At 70.3% G+C, this 18,238-nt stretch carries 20 protein-coding genes; 3 read left to right on the top strand and 17 right to left on the bottom strand.

The genetic code is table 11. The features are described 5' to 3' along the window. The 4 genes from ACF1FZ_RS29710 to ACF1FZ_RS29695 form a co-directional block, all read right to left on the bottom strand. The coding region (locus tag ACF1FZ_RS29710) for an RRQRL motif-containing zinc-binding protein (protein WP_391776490.1) at positions 1 to 455 on the bottom strand (455 nt) is incomplete at its 3' end. 323 nt (positions 456 to 778) lie between these two features. Further along, the gene (locus ACF1FZ_RS29705) at positions 779 to 1,141 is read right to left on the bottom strand and encodes a hypothetical protein (protein WP_391776489.1); all 363 of its coding nucleotides are present in this window, start codon (positions 1,139 to 1,141) and stop codon (positions 779 to 781) included. 149 nt (positions 1,142 to 1,290) lie between these two features. After that, complete coding sequence (locus tag ACF1FZ_RS29700; protein ID WP_391776488.1) at positions 1,291 to 1,872, bottom strand: hypothetical protein; 582 nt, start codon at positions 1,870 to 1,872, stop codon at positions 1,291 to 1,293. Between the two features lie 167 nt (positions 1,873 to 2,039). Further along, the gene (locus tag ACF1FZ_RS29695) at positions 2,040 to 2,498 is read right to left on the bottom strand and encodes a hypothetical protein (RefSeq protein WP_391776487.1); all 459 of its coding nucleotides are present in this window, start codon (positions 2,496 to 2,498) and stop codon (positions 2,040 to 2,042) included. A 254-nt stretch (positions 2,499 to 2,752) separates the two neighbouring features. On the opposite strand from ACF1FZ_RS29695, the gene ACF1FZ_RS29690 reads away from it, so the two are divergent. Further along, positions 2,753 to 2,914 (top strand): hypothetical protein, encoded by a 162-nt coding sequence (locus tag ACF1FZ_RS29690; RefSeq protein ID WP_391776486.1) that lies wholly within the window; start codon positions 2,753 to 2,755, stop codon positions 2,912 to 2,914. 74 nt (positions 2,915 to 2,988) lie between these two features. On the opposite strand, the gene ACF1FZ_RS29685 is transcribed toward ACF1FZ_RS29690, so the two are convergent. The 13 genes from ACF1FZ_RS29685 to ACF1FZ_RS29625 form a co-directional block, all read right to left on the bottom strand. Beyond that, positions 2,989 to 5,127, bottom strand: coding sequence for a chromosome segregation protein ParM (locus ACF1FZ_RS29685; protein WP_391776485.1), 2,139 nt, complete (start codon positions 5,125 to 5,127; stop codon positions 2,989 to 2,991). Positions 5,128 to 5,208: 81 nt separating this feature from the next. Further along, on the bottom strand, positions 5,209 to 5,625 hold the full coding sequence (locus ACF1FZ_RS29680; RefSeq protein WP_391776484.1) for a conjugal transfer protein TraB: 417 nt from the start codon (positions 5,623 to 5,625) through the stop codon (positions 5,209 to 5,211). 23 nt (positions 5,626 to 5,648) lie between these two features. Beyond that, a complete protein-coding gene (locus ACF1FZ_RS29675; protein ID WP_391776483.1) occupies positions 5,649 to 7,856 on the bottom strand; it encodes an ATP/GTP-binding protein in 2,208 nt (735 codons plus the stop codon). Between the two features lie 130 nt (positions 7,857 to 7,986). After that, on the bottom strand, positions 7,987 to 8,295 hold the full coding sequence (locus ACF1FZ_RS29670; RefSeq protein WP_391776482.1) for a hypothetical protein: 309 nt from the start codon (positions 8,293 to 8,295) through the stop codon (positions 7,987 to 7,989). Continuing rightward, positions 8,292 to 8,768, bottom strand: a complete 477-nt coding sequence (locus ACF1FZ_RS29665) for a hypothetical protein (protein ID WP_391776481.1) — start codon at positions 8,766 to 8,768, stop codon at positions 8,292 to 8,294. Before ACF1FZ_RS29665 ends, ACF1FZ_RS29670 begins: the two co-directional genes overlap by 4 nt. 232 nt (positions 8,769 to 9,000) lie before the next feature. Then, positions 9,001 to 11,466, bottom strand: a complete 2,466-nt coding sequence (locus ACF1FZ_RS29660; protein WP_391776480.1) for a hypothetical protein — start codon at positions 11,464 to 11,466, stop codon at positions 9,001 to 9,003. A 148-nt stretch (positions 11,467 to 11,614) separates the two neighbouring features. After that, positions 11,615 to 12,160, bottom strand: coding sequence for a hypothetical protein (locus tag ACF1FZ_RS29655; protein ID WP_391776479.1), 546 nt, complete (start codon positions 12,158 to 12,160; stop codon positions 11,615 to 11,617). A gap of 109 nt (positions 12,161 to 12,269) precedes the next feature. Then, positions 12,270 to 12,461: a DUF5999 family protein gene (locus ACF1FZ_RS29650; protein WP_391776493.1), complete on the bottom strand. Its 192-nt coding sequence runs from the start codon at positions 12,459 to 12,461 to the stop codon at positions 12,270 to 12,272. Between the two features lie 204 nt (positions 12,462 to 12,665). Continuing rightward, positions 12,666 to 12,887 (bottom strand): hypothetical protein, encoded by a 222-nt coding sequence (locus tag ACF1FZ_RS29645; protein WP_391776478.1) that lies wholly within the window; start codon positions 12,885 to 12,887, stop codon positions 12,666 to 12,668. Continuing rightward, complete coding sequence (locus ACF1FZ_RS29640; protein WP_391776477.1) at positions 12,884 to 13,081, bottom strand: hypothetical protein; 198 nt, start codon at positions 13,079 to 13,081, stop codon at positions 12,884 to 12,886. Before ACF1FZ_RS29640 ends, ACF1FZ_RS29645 begins: the two co-directional genes overlap by 4 nt. After that, positions 13,078 to 13,392 (bottom strand): WhiB family transcriptional regulator, encoded by a 315-nt coding sequence (locus ACF1FZ_RS29635; RefSeq protein WP_391776476.1) that lies wholly within the window; start codon positions 13,390 to 13,392, stop codon positions 13,078 to 13,080. Before ACF1FZ_RS29635 ends, ACF1FZ_RS29640 begins: the two co-directional genes overlap by 4 nt. Positions 13,393 to 13,621: 229 nt before the next feature. Further along, the gene (locus tag ACF1FZ_RS29630) at positions 13,622 to 14,209 is read right to left on the bottom strand and encodes a hypothetical protein (RefSeq protein ID WP_391776475.1); all 588 of its coding nucleotides are present in this window, start codon (positions 14,207 to 14,209) and stop codon (positions 13,622 to 13,624) included. Positions 14,210 to 14,378: 169 nt separating this feature from the next. Then, on the bottom strand, positions 14,379 to 15,218 hold the full coding sequence (locus ACF1FZ_RS29625; RefSeq protein WP_391776474.1) for a hypothetical protein: 840 nt from the start codon (positions 15,216 to 15,218) through the stop codon (positions 14,379 to 14,381). Positions 15,219 to 15,627: 409 nt separating this feature from the next. Between ACF1FZ_RS29625 and ACF1FZ_RS29620 the strand changes: the two genes are divergently transcribed. Then, positions 15,628 to 16,542, top strand: coding sequence for a sigma-70 family RNA polymerase sigma factor (locus ACF1FZ_RS29620; RefSeq protein ID WP_391776473.1), 915 nt, complete (start codon positions 15,628 to 15,630; stop codon positions 16,540 to 16,542). 1 nt (position 16,543) lies between these two features. Further along, the gene (locus ACF1FZ_RS29615) at positions 16,544 to 17,440 is read left to right on the top strand and encodes a hypothetical protein (protein WP_391776472.1); all 897 of its coding nucleotides are present in this window, start codon (positions 16,544 to 16,546) and stop codon (positions 17,438 to 17,440) included. Positions 17,441 to 18,238 lie beyond the last annotated feature (798 nt).

The raw sequence follows: 18,238 nt of genomic DNA, 5'->3' as shown, positions 1-18,238 counted from the left end.
GCGGCACCGTGGCAGGTGTAGCGTGGCTCCCTCCCAGCAACGGCCGCCCGTGTCGTCCATGGCGAATGTTGCATCCGATGCAATATCGCCCACTTGAGGCAGAAGTAGTACCGGCGCGAGCACCGGGAGCAGGTGCTCCTGGCGGCCATCGCGCGGTCCAGCGCCAGCTCCTGAGCCAGCGTCGGGACACGCTTGGGCCGGGCCAGGTCGACCCGGAGAAGGAAGCCCCGGGTGGGGTGGCGGCACGACCACTGCGGGCGGGTCGCGCACAGTCGGCACCGCAGGATCGCGACCGGGCCCTCGTTGTCGCCGGGACTCAGTCCCATATCCCGCAAAGTGCGCCGGGTGACGAGGCCCTCGGGTACGGCGCCACGATCAAACTCGGGCAGGGTCGCGTCGCTGCGCGGCACCTTCTTGATCTCGCGGCGCCGCCCCTTCTTCCGAGGGCGCGGCATCACCGGCTCCAGGTGCCGGGGAGCCGGGCGGGGCGGTGCGGGTAGCGAGGACCGGGGCGCTGCGGGCGGGGCCGGCCGGTCCGGCGGCGCGGGCGGGGGATGAGCACGAGTGATCGCCTCCAGCAGGTAGGTGGGTAACACCGTGCCCCGCTGGCGTCGGTGCGTCGGCGGGGCGCGGTGGGGGGTGGTGGTCAGGCGGCGCAGGTGTCAGGCGCCGCCGTCCCTGCGTGCGGCGGCGGCGATCTCCTCGGCCAGGCGCCGCGAGGCCTCCTGCTCCTCCTCGGCGGCCTTGCGCAGCTGCTCCTGGATTTCCTCGGGGGTGATCATGTGTCCTCCTGTGTGAATACGGGTCGGCCTGAATGCGCGGCCTGGTTGTCTGTTGTCGGGGGTGGAGGGGCGTCCGGTCCTCGTAGTGCGTGGGCCGCCCTGTGTGAGCTACTGGCTGTCCAGCGCCGCCACACGGCTGTGGCGCGGGCCGCGGCGAGTTCCTCGGCTTCCTTGAGTCGCTCCGCCTTCGCGACGGGGTCGTCGCCGGACCGGTGGACGCCCCCGGCGATGCCGTGGTTGGTGCCCCCGAATACGCCGCCGTTGATGGTGAGGGAGCCGTCCGCGGCCTGCTGGAAGGTGTCCGCGCTCGCGGTAGAGGAGTCGACCTGGTTGCCGTTGCCGAAGCGGAAGATTGCCATGGTGAGCCCTGCTCTCTTGGTGGATGCGTGTGCGTGTGGTGGAGGGGAATCAGCGGGTGCTGCGGGGTCCGCAGCTCGTCGAAGGGCGTCGACGGGGCGCGGGGTCGTGGTGCGGGCGGTGTCCACGAGCTGTACGGAGCGGTTCCCTGTCAGCTCACCGGGGTGTAATGCCGTACGAAGAACCGGGGAGCGCCCCCCTCGTGGCTGGTCCTGAGGAGCAGCAGGTCCGGCTGTTCGTCGGCCAGCTTTCGCAGCGCGGCCTCGATCCAGACGTTGGTCCGCTGGATGGTGAGCCGGGCCAGGTCCAGCGCGTCGATCCGGAACTCGTTGTCCTTGGCACCGTCCTGGTACTCACGCGCCCGCTTGTGCAGCAGCTTGTGGACGGTGGCGTCGCCCGGGCGGGTGGGAAGGTCGCGAGGCAGGGCCCGGCAGGTGGTCGCGTGCTCGTTGGCGGCTTCGGCAGCCTCGGAGAGCTCCATCCAGTCATAGCTCCTCGCCGCGCTGTGGGCCTTGGTGAAGTGGCAGCCCAAGCAGGCGACGACGCACCTGTACCGCGCGCACGCTGTGTAGACCAGGACGACCGCGTGGGCCTGGTTGTAGTACCGCTGGACGACGCTGACGCCCTCGGGGTTCCACGTCTCACCGATCTCCGGCCACACCTTCGGCTCGGGGGCTTCCGCCGGTAGGGCGGAGATGGCGGGTCTGCGGGTGAAGAGGTTGCTGAGTGCCATGGGCTGGGGCTCCTTCGTGTTCGGGCGGGTAAGGGTGTGCGGGCAGTGCTGCGCCCCGCCGGCACAAGGTCTGTCGGCGGGGCGTGGGGTGTGTGGGGTGGCCGGGCGGCCTGGCCCGCATCCGACCGCGAGGGTTCGGGTGCGAGGCAGGTGGCTCGGGGTGGGGGTTACAGGTCGCGGGCGTGGGCGAGGTCGGCGGCCTGGCCGAGAATCCGTATGGGGGTTTGTCGGTCACTGCAGGAGTCGTTGAAGGCGGGTACGGACTCGAAGCCGTCACCGAACCGGCTGCGGATCGCCTCCAGCAGGACGGAGATCGCGGACATCTCCAGTCCGAGGTCGCGGTGGGCCTCGGCGCGGACCGCGCCGAACAGGCAGAGGGCGCCGTCCTCGTCGACCATGGCGTTCTTGCACCAGCCGCCGGTGAGCAGGCGGTGGTGGGCTCGCTGCAGAAGGGCGGCGACCGGCGTCGGGTACGGGGTGGGCGGTGGCTGGAGGGTCGGGGTGAGCGGGAGGGTGAGGAGGTCGGCCAGGTCGACGGGCTCGGTGTCGATGTGCGCGGTGTTGACCTCGTAGGCGACGGCGGCCTCCTCCAGTCGCACGCTCATCGCCGTGTTGACGAAGGTCATGCGTTCCTCGAGGGACAGTTCCGCCGCTGGGGTGGGTGCCGTGGCGGTCGGGGTATTCGAGGTGGGGTGGTCTGGGGCGGGTGCGGTGTGGGGCATCGGGGCTCCAGGCGGGGTACGCCGAAGGGCGCCGCCGGGGTGGCGCCGGCGGCGCCCTTCGGCGTCATGCAACAAGGGGTGGGGTTGTGTGAACTGGTAGTTGTGACACCTGCGCCCCGGGCATCCTCGAAGCAACATGTGTCAGGGAAGGGGATCGGGTGGAGTTCGTCTTCGAGTGCGGGTGGTGTGACGGCGACAACTACTTCGTGGGCAAGCAGGTCGGCTTCTGGGTCGACAGGTGGGAGGTCCCCTCGGAGTGGCACTGCCGCTTCTGTGACGGCCTCAACTACACGCCGGACCCGCCGTGGACGGAGGCGTAGTCAGAAGCTGGAGAGCAGTCCGGCAAGTGATGGGGTCGGTCGTGTTCGGGCAGGCCGACCCCATCGGTGATGGATCAGGCGTTGTTGAGGCTCTTGATGGCCTCCAGCGCCTGGCGGGGTGAGGTGACCTGGGACTCGTGGCTGCTGCCGGACTTCGGCCCGCGCTTGCCGCCACCGTCCTTGCCGCCCCCGCCGCGACGGCGAGAGCCGCCGTCGTCGTCGTCCGTGGGCTCGGGCCAGAACTCACCGGGCCTCGGCTCGGGCTCACTCCAGTCGAACCACAGACCGAGCTTGGTCAGCTCGCTGATCTCGTAGTCGGTGAGCCGGTTGATCTCGCTGGGGAACAGGTCGGCCAGGTCGTCGTCGAAGTCCACGTACAGCGCCTTCATCAGGACGGCCCGCCCATTGTCGAGGACCACGACGGCGACACCGCCGGTGGAGACACCGTTCTCGGGTTCGGCCTCTCCGGCCATGGCCCGCTCGATCGCGCTGCCTTCCTTGGGGGCGTAGCGGGCGGGGATGGTCGGGACGTCGTAGGCGTTCTCCATGGTGCCTTCCGCCGCCTTGCGGGTGGCGCCGGGCGAACCCATGTTGAAGATGACCGGCCGGCTGTTCTGGCGGAGGTTGTCCTTCATCTCGGTGGAGAATCCGTTGTGCGCGAACGGGCTCTGTCCGGCCGGGTTGAATCCGATGCCGTACTTGAGGCCCATGACAGTCAGGGCGTCACCGTCGGCCTGGATGAACTCGCCGTACTCGGGGTCCTGGCTCGCGGTCATGAACTCGTCGGCGTAGACGTTGAGCTGCTTGTAGGGGCAGCGCGGGTCGCCGGGCTTGTAGTCGTGCGGCTTGCCGTCGTGCGCCCACGGCATGTCCGCCCGGATCTGGCACAGGGCCTTGGCCGCGCGCAGCTGGCGGGCCATGTAGAGCGGGGTGATGCCCTGGCGGTCGATGTACTCACCGAGGGCGGTTGTCTTCTCGTCCTTGAAGCAGGACGACAGCCACACGATCTGTCCGGCGTTGGACTCGGCCACCATGGTGACGGCGAAGAACTGCGTCTTGCCGCCGCGGGTGACACCGAGGACCAGGCCGTGCTTGGCGGCGTTCTTGTCGTGCTGGAACACGAAGTTGTGCACCGGCTGGCCGGTGATGCTGAACCCGCACACATACATGCCCCTGGCGTCCGGGGTGAGTAGCTCCCGGGTGGCGGGAAACGTCGGGGACAGCGGCGGGGTGTCGAACACGCTGATCAGGAACTCGGCCCCTTCGACCAGCACGAAGACACGGCTGTCGTCCTCGGGCAGGCCCAAGGCGCGGCAGAGCTTGGGCAGATCGATGCGCGGCGACTCGGTGGAGTCGGCCATCCTCGCCCGGTAGAACGTCACGCCGCGCTCGTTGTCGCGGGTGGTGTGGACCAGCTCGGAGCCGGGGGCGCCGCCCTTGGAGCTGGCGACCCGGTCCGTCCACTTCTCCTGGTCGGTGGGCTTGGTGCGGCGGCGCTGGTTGGCGTCGGGGGTGATGCGGGCCTCCATCCAGCCCGGCCCGCCCTGGCGGCCGGGCTGGATGGCGACCTCCGCCAGGACGACGTCGCTGGAGGGCACGGCGAACGGTGCGGCGACCGCGGCCTCGGTGAGGCCGGTGATGGGCCGTCCGGTCTCCGAGGCGCGCAGCAGGATCGTCATGTCGTGCCGCATACCGGGATGCCGGGTGGCCTTGACGACGTGGGTGCGGGCGGGCATTCCGGCGTTCTCCCACAGCATCCGCACCTCGCGGGTGAGCAGGTCGGCGCCGTCGTCCGGGATCGTCGCGACCGGCTCGGGGGCTTCGGCGGGCGCCGGCTGCGCAGCCGGGGCTGCGAGGGCCGGGCGGTGGCGGCGCCGGGTGTGCCGGGAGAACGGCATCACCAGGTAACCGGCCGCCGCCCACCCTGCGGCGAGCAGCCCGTCCAGCCCGTAGGGGCCGAAGCCGGTGGTGGTCTTGGCGACGGTGTCGATGGCGGCGGCCAGGACCAGCGGGGACCAGCGCAGAATTTTGCGTCCGGCACCGTGCACGTCGCTCTTGGCGGCCAGGATCCACCCGCCGAGCCCGGCCGCGCCGGCGAGCTGGACGATCTGGTTGACGGGACTGTCGGGGTAGAGGTTGGGGGCCACAGCCAGCACAGGCGCGGCGAGGGTGTAGGCGAGGCGCTCGAGCGCGACACTGCGCGGCGTGGACACCAGCTGCTCCTTCACAGAACGGGGACGGGCGGCCCCGCAAGGTCTGCGGGGCCGCCCGTGGCGGGGGAGGGGAGGGAGGGGTCAGCGGTCGAAGAACCCGGGACTGGGGGTCTTCTCGCGCCGGTTGGAGCGGATGTCGTCCAGCGCCCCGTAGAGCGTGGAGTGGGTGCGGCGGCTCTGATGGGTGAGGTCGGCGGTCTCCTGCGCGGTGTCGCACAGGCGCCGGACCTCGACCGCGGCGCCGCCCAGGGCGACCGAGACCAGATTGGTCACCTCCACGAACCGGCGGTCCAGGCCGGCGTTCTCGATGTCGCGGGCGACGTCCTCGGTGCGGGTCGCGTTGGCCTGCATACTGCGCCGCAGGCCCTCCAGCTCAAGGGTGGCGTCGTCCATGGCCGCGCCGAGCTTGCGCAGCTTGGCCTGCACGGCCTTGTAGCGGTTGTCGCCGTCGGCCGGGGCGGGCGCCCCACCGGCAGGGCGGCGTACGAGATCGCTCATCAGCGCAGATCCCCTTTCTGGTTCTAGTCGTGGTGGGCGGCGGCCGACGCGTGCTGCAGACCGGCGTCTTCCTTGGCGGCCATGTCCTGGCCGTAGACGCGGGCGACCTGGGTGGCCGCGAGCATGGCCGCCTCCTTGGCGATGCCGCACTGCTCCGCGCACCGCTGCGCCTGCGCCTTCATCCGGCCCGCGGAGTCGGCGAGGTCGGTGATCAGGTCGGTGACGGCGGTGGAGATGTTGTGGTCGCCGACCAGGTCGGCGGCCATCTCCCGCAACGCGTTGGCAACCCTGCCGAGCGCCTCCATCAGTGCTTCGGCTCGCTCCTGGTCGGAGGCGGCCTTGAGGGCGATGTTCGCCATCGCCATCAAGAACTCGTCGAACGTGATGTCGGTGCGGTGCTGGGCAGCCAAGTTGCCCTGCGTGGGCGGCTTGCTGACTGATGCGCTGCTCACGCTGCTCCCTTCCGTGTCCGTCGTGGTGGGTCGGCTGGTACCGGGACGCTCGGTGTATTTCTCCGGCGCGGGCGGCAGGCCCTTGACGCCGGTCGTCACCGCCGCGGGCGGGTCGGGGACGATGTCCGCGTCGACGATGTTGTCCTCGCTCTTGCCGGCGGGCTTCGGCGGGCGGGTCTCGTGCTCAGGCCACTCCACCGTCGGGGCGGGCTTCGGCCCGAACCGGCCCTCCGTCGACCGGTCCGACCGGCCACGCCGACCGGTACCCGCCGTACGACCGGCACGTCCGGTGCGGCCCGTGCGGCGGGTACGGCCCTCTCGTCCGGCCCGGCCTGAACCGCCGGTGCGACGGCGGAACCGGCGGCGCTTCTTCGCATCGCCAGACGCCCCGTCAGCGATCTTGTCGTCCTTGCCCGGTTCACCGGCCGCCGGGGTGTCCTTTCCGGCGCTGGAGGCCCCGTCCGGGGCTTCCTCGGCGGTCTTGCCGCCGGTGCCGTCGGTGCTCTTTCCCTTGGCGTCCTTGTCCTTGGTCAGGCTGACTTTCTCGGGGTCGGCCTTCTCCGCGTTGGCCTTGTCGGCCGCCTGGTCGGCGCGGCGCTTGTCCCAGCGGCGCTGGGCTTCCTCCGAGAGGGCCCCGCCCAGCGTGGTGCGGCCGGCGTCGGCCGACGCCGCGGCTTCCCGCTTCGCCTTCCGTGCCGCCTTCTGCTCCGCCTTCTTCGCCCGGCGGCCCTCCCATTCCTGCTGCCGGTTGGCGCGCGCCTGGTCCCGGTTCTTGCTCCGCTCGGCGAGGCCGGCGCTGTGCCCGGCGCTGCGCCGCTCCTGACGGCCGGCCTGACGAGCTCCAGCACGATCGGCGCGGCTGCGGGCCCGCTCCGCGCGGGCGTTGGACGCCGGGCTGTTGTGCTGCGCCCGGCCGCCGTCGCCCTTGTGGCTACTGCCCTTGCCGGAGCCGCCAGAGCCGCTGTGAGAGCCCTTCGAGCCCCCACCGGTCCCAGTGCGCCCCGAACCGGTGAAACGGCTGCCAGAGGACCGGCCAGGGCCCTTCTGGCCGCCCTTGCCGCCACCGCCCGTCCCGGACCCCGAACGCCCGGCACTGCCGCCGGAGTTCGAGCCGCGCGACCCGGGCCCTTTCGAGCCGGGCCCCGAGCCGTTGCGGGACGACCCGCCGCCGCTGCCGCCCGCACCGCGCGGGGACCCGCCGCCACCGCCGGCCTTCGAGCGGCCCTTGTCCGCCCCCAGGCCGGAGCCGGGCGACTTCATCCGGTCGGCATCGGCCTTTCCGCGCGCCGCCGCCTTGTCGCTCTTCGCTTTCATCATCGCGGCGTGGAGCTTTCCGTTCTGCTCCATGATCGCGACTTCCTGCGCGGTGCGGCCCTCCAGCAGTGCGGCCTTCCGCGCTATTTCAGCCTCACGGAAAGGCGCTTCGCTTTCCTGGTTATACCGCGCCATTTCCAGTCGGAATTCCAGCCAGTCACCGAGGCGGTCAGCGAGAGAACGAGGCTGGACGTATTCCCCTTCCTCGTATTCGCCTTCTTCATCGGCTTCCGGAGCGATAATTCCTTCGGAACGCAGCGCCGTAGCCGGATTGGGAGCGGCCGGAATCGCGGGAAGTTCCACCGTGGTCTCCTCCGGGCTCTCCGGGGGAGCCGCCGGAATGTCTTCCGGCGGCGGAATAGTGTCGATGAAATCCGGGATCGACGGCAGCGTGTAGGTGGAATCGCCGCTCCACGGACCGTGGACCAGGGTTCCGCCGCCGGTGTCGTCGGACTCGTCGGACACGGGGCACCTCCTCTCCTGGGGACTTGACAGACAGTGGGGTCTCGTGTGCACGCGCGTGCACGTGCACGTGTGCACGCTTTACGCGCGCGAGGTCCCGCCGGAGTCCGGCGGGACCTTCAGGGGGTGATGCTCAGCTGCGCGGGCCGTGCTGCTTCAGGACGGTGTCCGCGTACTGCATGAGGTGGTCGAATAACCGCGGGTCGCCCGCCTGTCGCTTCTCCAAGACCAGCTTGAAGAGGCGGCAGACCAGCGTGAATGCGGTGATGACATCACCGCGTCCCACTTTGACGTCCCGGCTGATTTCGGTTCGAGTAACGCGGAGCCAGAATTCCATCCGGCCGATTTCCCCGCGACTTTCGATCGCCTTGCGTTCTTCTTCCTGCAGCCAGCCGTTCCGCCCTTGGATGGAGCGTTCGGCGCTGCTGAGGGGGCGCGTCACGCCGACTCCCTCTTGCCGAGGTCGTAAATCGACGTAGGAACACCATAGCCGGAATCCTGGCCCTGTCCACCCTGCTGCGGCACATTCTGCGGAGCGGCCTGGAGTGTCGGGGTGCTCTTCCGTTTCTTTTCCAGTTCCTTTTCCTTCCTCTTCTTGGCGGTATTCGAGACCGCCTCGTCGTGGGCGCGGCGCTTGAATGCGCTCTTTTCCAGGCCCTTGGTGAGGCCCTCGACGTGCTTGAGGACGTCCTTCAGCGCCCTTTCCACGGGCTGGGCGCGCAGCCAGGCGTCGAACCAGCGGTCGCCCTCGACGTGGGTGTCGCGGCAGTGGACGCGGGTCTCCAGGGCCAGGGCCTCCAGGTTCCTGCCGATGTCCAGCAGGACCCGCTGAACATCGGCCAGGTACCGGGCGGTCGCCTCCGGGTTCTGCGCCACATCGCGCAGGGGTGCGTGATTCGGGTCATTGCTGTTCATGCGGAAAGACCTCCAGGTCTCGGGGCTGGGGGAGAGGGAGTCCTTGTCCCCGAGGCTGTTGCGCGGGGTGGGGTGGTGTCTGTCTTCGTGCCTCGCCCGTACTCCCGCAGGGGCGGAAGTACGGGCGAGCGGCCTGCCGGCCGTGGCCGTCACCGGTCCGCGCCCACGCTTGGGGGCGTGGGCGCGGACCGGTGGCGACTATGAGCGGCAGAGCGTCGGGCGTGTGGTCCGGTCAGCGGACCGTGTGCTGCTTGAGGGCGACGGCGATCTGTCCGGCGCGGTCCGTGGCGATGGACCCGCCCTCAGACCGGACCGCTGCGGCGATGTTGGACCGGTTCAGCGGGCGCTCCTCGGTCCGGAGCCGGTCCAGCGCGGTCCGCTCCAGGTCCGTGAGCGTGATGACCGTGAGGTCCGGACCGCCGTCCTCACCACGGTCCGGGCCGGGGCCGCCTTGCGGGGCTTCCTGGTCGGCCGGTCCGGTGCGGTCCGCGTCCTGCGGTCCGGGCGCGGCGTCGGCGGTCCGGACCGTCACCCCCCGGCTGGCCGCCGGTCCCTGGGTGGCGGGCACGGCCCGAGGTCCACGGCCTGGACCGGAGCCGGTCCGCAGGTCAGCGCCCTGCGGTCCGGGCGGACCGGACTCCAGGGCGAGCGCCGGTCCGCCGGTGCGGTCCGTAGCTCCAGCGGTCCGGACCAGACCGTGGACCGCGTTCCGGTCGCCCGGACCGGAGCGGACCGGATACCCGCCGTACTGGACCAGGCGGACCGCAGCGGGTGTTCCGTGCGGTCCGTGCCGGTCCGTACGGGTCAGGGTGAGCACGTCGGGGATGGAGGCCGGTCCGTGGTCTTCGGCCTTGACCCGGGGGATGACGACCCGGTGCCGGGCCAGACCGGTCCGGTCCGCCCTGCGGTCCGCCCTGCGGTCCGCGAGCTGCGCACCGGCTGCGGTCCAGGCCCGGTCCAAGGTGGTCAGGCGCGGGTCCGTGATCGCCAGGGACCAGGCGGTGAAACTGTGGACCGGGTAGCGGACCCAGCGGACCGCCCCGATCGACGGACGGGCCTTGGCGACCTTGCCGTCCTCACGGAGCTTGCGGCGGTGGATCAGCGAGGCGTACAGCTCCCACAGCACCATCCCCACGATGCTCATGGCGGCGAAAGCCACGGCCTTCGGGGTGAAGTTCCAGTAGCTCATCTGTTCCGTCCAGGCCTGGGTTTTCGCGTCCCAGGCCCGGCTGCCGGGCACTGGTTCGCCCGAGGCGTGCCAGAAGTTCATGACCGCGGCGCCCAGGGCGAAGATCCAGGTGGAGACCCGGTAGAGGGTTCCGGCGTCGCCGCCCTGGCGGGCCTGGTGGTACATCCAGCCCACGAACGCGGTGGACAGCTCCCACGCGGCGGCGAACAGAATCGTGAAGGGGACGGCCCAGCCGAGGATGTCCTCGGCGAACCCGGCCTGCCCGGTCCACGCAACGGCCATCGGGGCGGTGATCGGACCGACCACCATCAACCGCTCCGCGTTGACCTTCACGAACTGCTTCACGCGGTCGGCCACGGCCGGCTTCCCGGCGCGGTCCGCGGCCCGCAGCTGACGGGCCTTCGCCCTGCGGATCTCCTTCGCGTCCCGGCGCTCCCCTTTGGCCTCGAGCTTGAGGCGCTTGCGTTCCAGCGCCTGCTCGGTGCGGTCGGTGGCGCGCTTCATCCGGGCGGCGGCCTCAGCCACCATGTCGTCGGCGGCCTTCAGCGTGACGTCCGCGTCCGCTTCCCGCAGCCGGGCCTGCGCCAGCGCCTGCTCGGCTTCCTTGAGGTCCGCGTCCCGCTTGGTGCGGGCGGCGGCCAGGATCCGGTCGGCCTCCTCGCGGGCGGTGCGGGTCAGACGCTCGGCGTCCTCGGCCGCTGTCGCCCGCAGTCGGCCGATGTCCTCCTGGGCCAGCGTCCGCGTACGAGCCGCATCCGCACGGGACGCCTCCCGCTCACGGGCGGCATCCTCACGCAGCTCGGCTGCCGCCTTCTCCGCCCCGGCTTTCACCTGTGCGGCCTGGGCGCCCGCGCTCTCACGCAGCCGGACGGCCTCGCCCCGCGCCTGCTCCAACACCTGTTCGGCGTCGGTGGTGGCGCGGGTGCGGGTCTCCACCGCGGTGCGCTCCGGAGCCGCGAGCAGCTCGGTGCGCACCGTCTCCGCGTCGGCGAGGGCCTTCGCGGCGCTCTGCTCAGCGTCGGTGCGGACCTGCTCCGCCTGGGCGGCCGCCGTGGTGGCGACCTCCTGCGCCTGACGGCGGGCGTCGGCGAGCAGCTGCTCCGCTGTTGCTTCGGCGGCGGCGCGGACCTGCTCCGCGTCGGCGGCCTCCGTGCGGACCCGGTCGGCGTCCGTCGCGGCGGCGGCCAGGAGGCGGGAGTGCTCCGCGTTGGCGACCTCGGTGATCGAGGCCGCCTCGGTGCGGGCGCCGTCCAACAGTTCAGTGGCGAGCACCTGGCCGTCGGCGAGGATCCGCGCGACGTCGTCAGCGGCCAGGTCCCGCAGGTCGGCGGCGCGGTCGGCGGCATCGGCCAGGACCGGGTCGGCCTCCGGGAAGACCAGCGGCACCGTCTCCTCGGGGGCGGCCGGGGCGGGGATGGAAGCCGGTGTCGCCGGGGCCTTGGCGCGCCCGTTACGGGGCTTCGGGTTCGCCGCGGGGCGCCGGCGGCGGGTGGTGGGCTTGGTGGCCACGGAATGTCCTCTCTCTTCCGGGCGCCTCGTGCAAGAGGTCACCGTGGATCTACGGCGGTGGGTAAGGTCGTGACCAGGCCCTCCGGGTCCCCGGCAGCTGAAATGCCGGGGACCCGGAGGGCCGTTGTGCTGAGGCGGGGCCGGGTGGTCAGACGGCCGGATCAGCCGGGGCCGGTTCGCCGTAGGTACGGGCGAACGTCGCGGCGGCGGCGAGGAGACCGAAGACTTCCTCGACGCGGCGGGCGGGGTGCTGGTCCCAGTCGGTGTAGTCGGCGTAGGGCGCGCCGGTCAGGGCCCGGATGAGCAGCGCGAAGATGTGGCGCAGGGCTACTCGGGTGTCGGTGCTGAAGCGGTGGTCGGGGTCGGTGTTGATGGCGTGGGTCAGGGCATCGCTGATGCTGCGGCCGGCGGTAAAGGCGGGGTTCCAGCCCGCAGTGCGCAGGGTGGTGATGGCGGTCTCGGCGTGGGCGGCGATCTGCTCGCCGGTCAGGGGCATACCGCTGGGGCCCCAGCGCAGCCAGTCGGTGTAGTCCTCGGCCAGTGCCCAGGCGCGCTCGATCAGTGAGGCCGGGGGGCTGGCCGGGGTGGAGGCGGCGATCGTTCCGGCTACGAAGATTTCGATGTCGCGGACGAATTCGCTGGTGGTGGTCTCCAGGTCCTGGCTGCGGCGCAGGCCGCGGTTCAGCTCGAACATGTTGGTTTCTCTCGGTTCGGTGGTGGTGGGTTTGGGCTGTCCGGCTTCGCGTCACCGCCTGGCCCGGCCAGCGGTGTTCGGCGGCCGGTGCGGGCGGATCAGGTAGCCGTCAGGCCGTGGCCGCGAGGGGCCGGTGCGGGGCGACGATCTGGCCGTCGGGGAGCAGTTCCCCGGTGTCCTCCCAGACCAGCAACGCGTTGCACAAAAGGCTCCAGCCCTGTTCCGGGTGGGTGGCCACGACGTGCGCGGCCGCCCGGTCGGGGCTGTCGGCGCTCGGGCACGTCGGGGTGTGCTGGCACAGCGAGTCCGGCAGGAACGTGGTGCCGGTGATCGTGTTGGGCTGGTGGCTGCTTTCCATGGGGCTCTCCTCGGGGAGAAAGGCGGGCCCGAAAGTGGCCCGGGCTGGAGGCGTGCAAAAGGGCCGGCGGCCCGTGGTGCGGGCGGCCGGTGTGGGTGGATCAGCGCGGTGCGGGAGGGAAGCTGGGTTCCTGTCCCGGGGAGCCGATCAGGCGGCAGCGGGGCGGGGCGGCCTGATGCAGGTGTCGGCGTGCTCCTGGGCGAAGCTGCGGGTCACGCGGAGCGTCCAGGCGTACTCGCCGCAGCCGGTGCAGACACTGCTCAGCGAGCCGTCGCTGTCCTGCTCGATGAGCACGGCGGCCCCGGCCTGGGTGGGCAGGCTGACCACGGTGACGGGCACCACGGACGTACTGATGACAGTGAAAGTCATGAAGTGCCTCTCGTGCGCAGGTGGGTGAGGTAGGCGCCCTGGAGTCGGACCAGCCGCTCCCACAGCTCGTCGCCGTCCGGGCAGCGGGGCCCGGACGGCGACGAACAGAGCGCACAGCCCTTGCGGTGGGCGTGCCAGGCGCCGGACGCGTTCATGTAGCGGCCGTACAGGTTCGTCCTGCGGGAGTTCGTCACGCCGCGTTCTTGTTCGCCTGGCGGCGGGCGGCGCGGCGCTTGATCCGGCGGCGTTCCTCCTCGTCGGTGCCGCCCCACACGCCGTGGTCCTGGCCGCTCTCCAGCGCCCACTGCAAGCAGCGCTCCATGGCCGGGCAGGCACGGCAGACAGCCTTGGCCTCCTCGGCCTGGGCCACGGCCGGGCCGCTCGTGCCGATGGGGAAGAACAGGTCGGGGTCCTCGTTCCGGCATGCGGCGTAGGTTCGCCAGTTGGTGTTGACCGGCAGGTCGGCGGAGGGGGCGTAGACGGCGTTGACGCTAGTGCTCTGCATCAGGGGCTCCGGAGGGTGTGGGCAGAGCAGCCCGGGGAGTCTGCTCCCGGGCTGCTCGCTGATTTGGCGGGGTGGATGTCCGTTACGCGGTGTCCGGCCTCCCACGCCCTGGCGGCCGCAGTGGTGGCGGCCGCGAGCAGGGTGTGGGTGAGCGGGTGGGCCAGGCCGCATACGGTGGCCGCCCGCGCCGCGAGGTGCTGCGCGGCGCGGGCGGCCGGTATGTGCCAGGTCAGGGCTGGTGCCGTTCGGGTACGGCGGAGTGCGGACGAGCCGGTGCCGGCGTCGGCTCGGTGCGCCCGTCACGCTCATGCGGAGTCGGACGCATCGGCAGGGTCATACGTGCGCCGACTGCCAGGCAGGCGGCGCACGTCCAGCCGGTGACTCCGAACCATCCCTGGCACCGGTCGCATTGCAGGCCGCCGCTGTTGCTCGGTGGTGCGGGCAGGCTCTGGGGAGCGGTGTCCGTCGCCCGGAACTCGAACGGGCGGGTCAGGAGGAGTACCGGCTGCCGGTCGTAGCCGGGGGCCATCTCGGCGAGGGTGCGCCGCGCCCTGCGGCCGGCCACGGCGGCACGGTCGTCGCCGTCGGCCACCAGTTGCTCCACGAGCTCACGGAAGCAGCGGTCGGTCTCGTCGCGCTCGTAGCCGCGGCCGTCGTCGCCGCTCCGGTCGTCCTGGCGGCCGATCTCCTCAGCCACACCCGCACGGGGAGCCAGGACGGTCCGCAGCTGCGAAACGCCGGTGCACGTGCAGGCCTCGGGGATGAGCTTGCAGACCGGGCAGACGCCACTCGCCGAGGCGGGGATCGTACGTGTCATGCTGTGCATCAGGTCCTCCAGTCAGGTCCTGGACAGCCCCAGGGGCGCAATCCCTGGGGCTGTCGCCGTTCACTCCCCAATCGGGGAGTCGACTGCTGTACGAGCAGCCGAGGCCCGGCCGACCCGAGTGATCGGGTCGGCCGGGCCTCGGTCGTTCGTCCGGAGTGAGTCAGGCGGGCAAAGCCGCCGGGGTCTTCCGCCGCGCGTACTGCTTGCCCAGTTCGACCTGCCGCCGGTCGTACGCCTCAAGGTGCTCTGGCTCCGTCGGCACGCTGGGTGCCTCGGCCTGGGCGGGCGCCTCGGGCCGGGCGGGCGGGACGGGAGCGGCCGTACGGCGGGTGTCGGCGTCCTGCACGGCCGGGAGTACGGCGGCCCACTCGGCCTGGCGCTTCGCCTGGGCGGCTGCGGCGTACTGGCGACGCTCCTGGTGCTTCAGCTGCTCGCGGGCGATCGTGCAGGAGGCTTCCGTCTCAGCGAACCGGACCTCTAGGGCGCGGCCCGCGTCGCACCTTCCGCCGGTCCTGCAGAGGGAGCAGGCAGCGCGGTGCTGGTCGACGGCGTGGCGGGCGCGCTCAAGCAGCGGGAGCAGGCGGTGCAGGACCGGTGTGCCCTGCGGTCCCCGATCAGCGAGGCGGGAAACCGGGGTGGGTGGCTGCGCCAGCGGCTTGTAGTGCTGGCGGGCGGAGCGGCGTCCGGTCGCCGTGCTGTCGGCGGCGAGCATCGCCTCGCTCCACTGCTCAATTGAGATGTTGAGCTTGATGACCTGGTTGCTGCCGTCGCACCGGACGTGGTTCCGGCCTTCGGCGACCTTGTCGCTGATGCAGTGTTCGCGGATCTTCAGCTTCGTTTCGCCTGTGATTCGGCGCCAAGTGCGGCAATCGGGGCAAACGATGGACTTGACCTCGCCCTCGCGGATGTTGATGTCCTGGGGGGCGACCTTGCTGAGCAGGAGTGGGGCACGGCGGTTGTCGCGCTTGGTGCGGACGCGGCCGGGGCGGATCTGGGGCATCGAGTCCTCCTGGTTCTGGAGCGGTGCTGCTCTCTCTGCCGCGCCAGGCCGGCCCTGCGGCCGGTTCGTCCTGGCGGACAGACAGCGCAACTTCGCTGTTCAGGGGTGGTTCGGGTGGAGATATTCGGTACAGGCGTCTCGACCGGGGGAGCGCGGGCTCGACCCCATTGCCCCGCCTCTGAAGAGACGGTGACTCCTGCTGTTTTGCGATGGTGCAGGTCTGCTCCCTGCTGGTCTAGCAGAGGACAAACGGGGCGCTTGACGTGCAGATATAGCTGACGCAACCAAGTGATTTAGCGCCCTAAACCACTCGACTACGGAAACCATAGGTCTCGCCGCGCCCCGCGTCAACCATCTTGAACCCATGCGGTTTAATGGGGTAAACATGACCTCACAAAGGGAGGCACGCATGGAAGCGCACAACGTAGCTCCAGCCATGCTGAGAGAGCAGCTCGACACTGCTTTCGATGTCGCGTTGTCACAGTTGAAGGAGCTTCCCGACCCCCTTGAGCGCGCAAAGCTCGCCCACGCGCTCGCTGGCCGGTCGCAGGACTACGGCAACGAGTTCCAGGTGGTCCGCAACGAGGCGATGAACGAGACACTGCGCGAGGGCCAGCTAAACAGCACCCAACTCGCGTCTGAACTCGGCATCAGCAAGGGCCGCGTAAGCCAGCTCGCCAAGGGAGCACCACCAGAGCGTCTCTTCCTCGGTTCCGGCAAGGTCGTCGTGGCGCTGGCCGAGAAGATGGAGGATGGCAACGACAAGGATGGCAAGAAGAAGGCCATTCAGGGTCCTGTGATCGCTACCGAGGACTTCCAGACCTACGAGCGTCTACGAGAGCTGGCCGAAGAGGTTGGATTGGAGATCAGCTTCGAGCGGATCCCTCTCGGCGGCAATGTCCGGCTCAATCGCAACAACCTCGTTGTTATCTGCGGCCCTCGGCTGTCGCCTCTCATTGAGCAGATCCTTGAAGGAGACCCTCACCTGAGGTTCGCCAAGGACGAGGACGGCTGGTACCTCATAGACCGGAATACCGGTCAGGCTTACCGCTCGCCCATGGATCGCGGCGAGAACAGCGACATCGCGTACTTCGGTCGGCTTCCTCGCCCCGACGGCAAGGGCACCTTCCTCTACGTCGCAGGCATCCACGCCCGTGGCTCCGGTGGTGTCGTCCACTGGCTCAACCAGGAGTTGGCCACCGTGCACCGCGAGCTCAAGGTACGCCGGTTCTCGACCCTAATCTCCAGCAGCTTCGACCCGGAAACGTTGGAGATTGTCGCGAGCGAGCGGATCACTCCCTTTTACCGCCCGGAAGGGGCCTGACATGCAGGTATCCATGGCCTCGGCTCAAGGTGTAGGTGTTGCCAACGAGGACACCGTCCACGCCAGCCCCACCGGAGTCGTCGTGCTGGATGGCCTGTCCGCACCCAAAGACCTGCCCATGGGGTGCATCCACGGCACTCCATGGTTCGTACGGCAGCTTGGCACCAGTCTGCTTAACCTGATCGGCGACAACGGCGTCACGCTTCGCGAGGCGCTGCGAGCCGCCATCTCCGGGGTCAACGATCTCCACCGTGGCACCTGCGCACTGGACCAGGACGCTGTCCCGGCATCGACCGTTGCGCTGATCCGCGAACGAGGAGACGCCCTCGACTACCTCGTGCTATCCGACAACGTGCTGGTGCTCGACCTCGGCGACGAGGGCATCCGGACTATCACCGACAAGCGAGTTGAAGAAGTCGCCGGCGAGGAGATGCACGCCGCGCTCCGAGGACCTACAGGAACTCCTGAGCACGCTGCACGAGTCTCCGCACTCGTCACCGTCCAGCGGCACCTCCGAAACCGACCTGGCGGCTACTGGGTCGCGGCCACCAACCCAGCCGCGGCCGATGAGGCGATCACGGGGACCGTCGACCTGGCCCAAGTCCGGCAGGTCGCCCTACTCACCGACGGTGCGAGTCGACTCGTTGACAGCTTTGACGTCCTCAGCTGGGAGCAACTCCTCGATCTGCTCTGTACCGAGGGCCCAGCGGCTTTGATCGCCCGCACACGTAAAGCCGAGCTTGCCGACCCGGTGGGGGAGCGATGGCCACGGTTCAAGCGATCCGACGACGCGACCGCCGCACACGTGCGCTTTTTCCAGCCCTCGGCTCCCCCCTCCGCGGAAGAACATCCGCAGCGGGGACGGCCGCGGCTGCACACGGATAGAGGGCGGCAGTGACGGCCGACTTTCCCGCCAGTGTCGTCGTGAGTCTGCGCCAGAACTTAGGGCACGTGGGCGCTTCGACACGTGGCGCCCAAGGCTCTGGCCTACCGCCCAAGAGCGGTAGGGTGGCATCCGACGTAGATCAAAATGGGAGTGGCCCCGTCGACCGGCTTGGCAACCGGGAGGGGCCACTCTGGCCAAGGAACCTTGTGATGGGGGTTCTTCGGCCGGCCGCTCACTCCTACGAGACAGGAGGTGGCGACGTGATCAGGGTACCCGTACCCCCACGCGCACACACTGCACCCCGCCGTGGGCTCAGCGACCCTGCTGGTCGCTGGTCCTTCGGCGGGGTGTTCGTGCTGCACGGATCCGAATACGCCCCGGTCCACGCCTCTGATGAGGGGGACGGGATGGCGTAGGTCCTTCTGGGGCGGCACCCATCAGGGTCTGCCGCCCCGGGCCTCCGAGCTGCGAGGTGATTGCCGTCGCCTCGCCTGGAGCGCCCATCTGACACCGGGAGAGCTTTGCCGAGCTCCCCCGAAGGGATTGCCCGCCCGGTGGGACACCGGTCGAGCGGTTCAACATCAGGTTTCTCCCCAGAAACCGAAGCCCTTACAGGGGCTTCGTCGTGCCAAGAGGCGAGCCCCTTCAACACGGGAGCCATTGTGCACGACGTTTCGTGCGGCGGCCAGCTTCGGCATGCCCGCACATCCTTTTTCCTGCCTGATTCCGTGCTGCGGAGCGGGAACTATGTGGCGAAGATCACTTCCCTGCCCCTGCTCGGCAGGTGCGGTGGGGGAGCCCCCTTCACCC

Source organism: Streptomyces sp. NPDC014623 (genome assembly GCF_043088245.1).
GTDB lineage: Bacteria > Actinomycetota > Actinomycetes > Streptomycetales > Streptomycetaceae > Streptomyces.
This window is presented reverse-complemented; position numbering and strand designations above follow the sequence as displayed.

Excerpts from the sequence above, each read along its gene's own strand:
- ACF1FZ_RS29705 (WP_391776489.1), bottom strand. The coding sequence starts at position 1,141 with ATGGCAATCTTCCGCTTCGGCAACGGCAACCAGGTCGACTCCTCTACC.
- ACF1FZ_RS29700 (WP_391776488.1), bottom strand. The coding sequence starts at position 1,872 with ATGGCACTCAGCAACCTCTTCACCCGCAGACCCGCCATCTCCGCCCTA.
- ACF1FZ_RS29695 (WP_391776487.1), bottom strand. The coding sequence starts at position 2,498 with ATGACCTTCGTCAACACGGCGATGAGCGTGCGACTGGAGGAGGCCGCC.
- ACF1FZ_RS29680 (WP_391776484.1), bottom strand. The coding sequence starts at position 5,625 with ATGAGCGATCTCGTACGCCGCCCTGCCGGTGGGGCGCCCGCCCCGGCC.
- ACF1FZ_RS29665 (WP_391776481.1), bottom strand. The coding sequence starts at position 8,768 with ATGAACAGCAATGACCCGAATCACGCACCCCTGCGCGATGTGGCGCAG.
- ACF1FZ_RS29655 (WP_391776479.1), bottom strand. The coding sequence starts at position 12,160 with ATGTTCGAGCTGAACCGCGGCCTGCGCCGCAGCCAGGACCTGGAGACC.
- ACF1FZ_RS29645 (WP_391776478.1), bottom strand. The coding sequence starts at position 12,887 with ATGACTTTCACTGTCATCAGTACGTCCGTGGTGCCCGTCACCGTGGTC.
- ACF1FZ_RS29635 (WP_391776476.1), bottom strand. The coding sequence starts at position 13,392 with ATGCAGAGCACTAGCGTCAACGCCGTCTACGCCCCCTCCGCCGACCTG.
- ACF1FZ_RS29630 (WP_391776475.1), bottom strand. The coding sequence starts at position 14,209 with ATGACACGTACGATCCCCGCCTCGGCGAGTGGCGTCTGCCCGGTCTGC.
- ACF1FZ_RS29625 (WP_391776474.1), bottom strand. The coding sequence starts at position 15,218 with ATGCCCCAGATCCGCCCCGGCCGCGTCCGCACCAAGCGCGACAACCGC.
- ACF1FZ_RS29620 (WP_391776473.1), top strand. The coding sequence starts at position 15,628 with ATGGAAGCGCACAACGTAGCTCCAGCCATGCTGAGAGAGCAGCTCGAC.
- ACF1FZ_RS29615 (WP_391776472.1), top strand. The coding sequence starts at position 16,544 with ATGCAGGTATCCATGGCCTCGGCTCAAGGTGTAGGTGTTGCCAACGAG.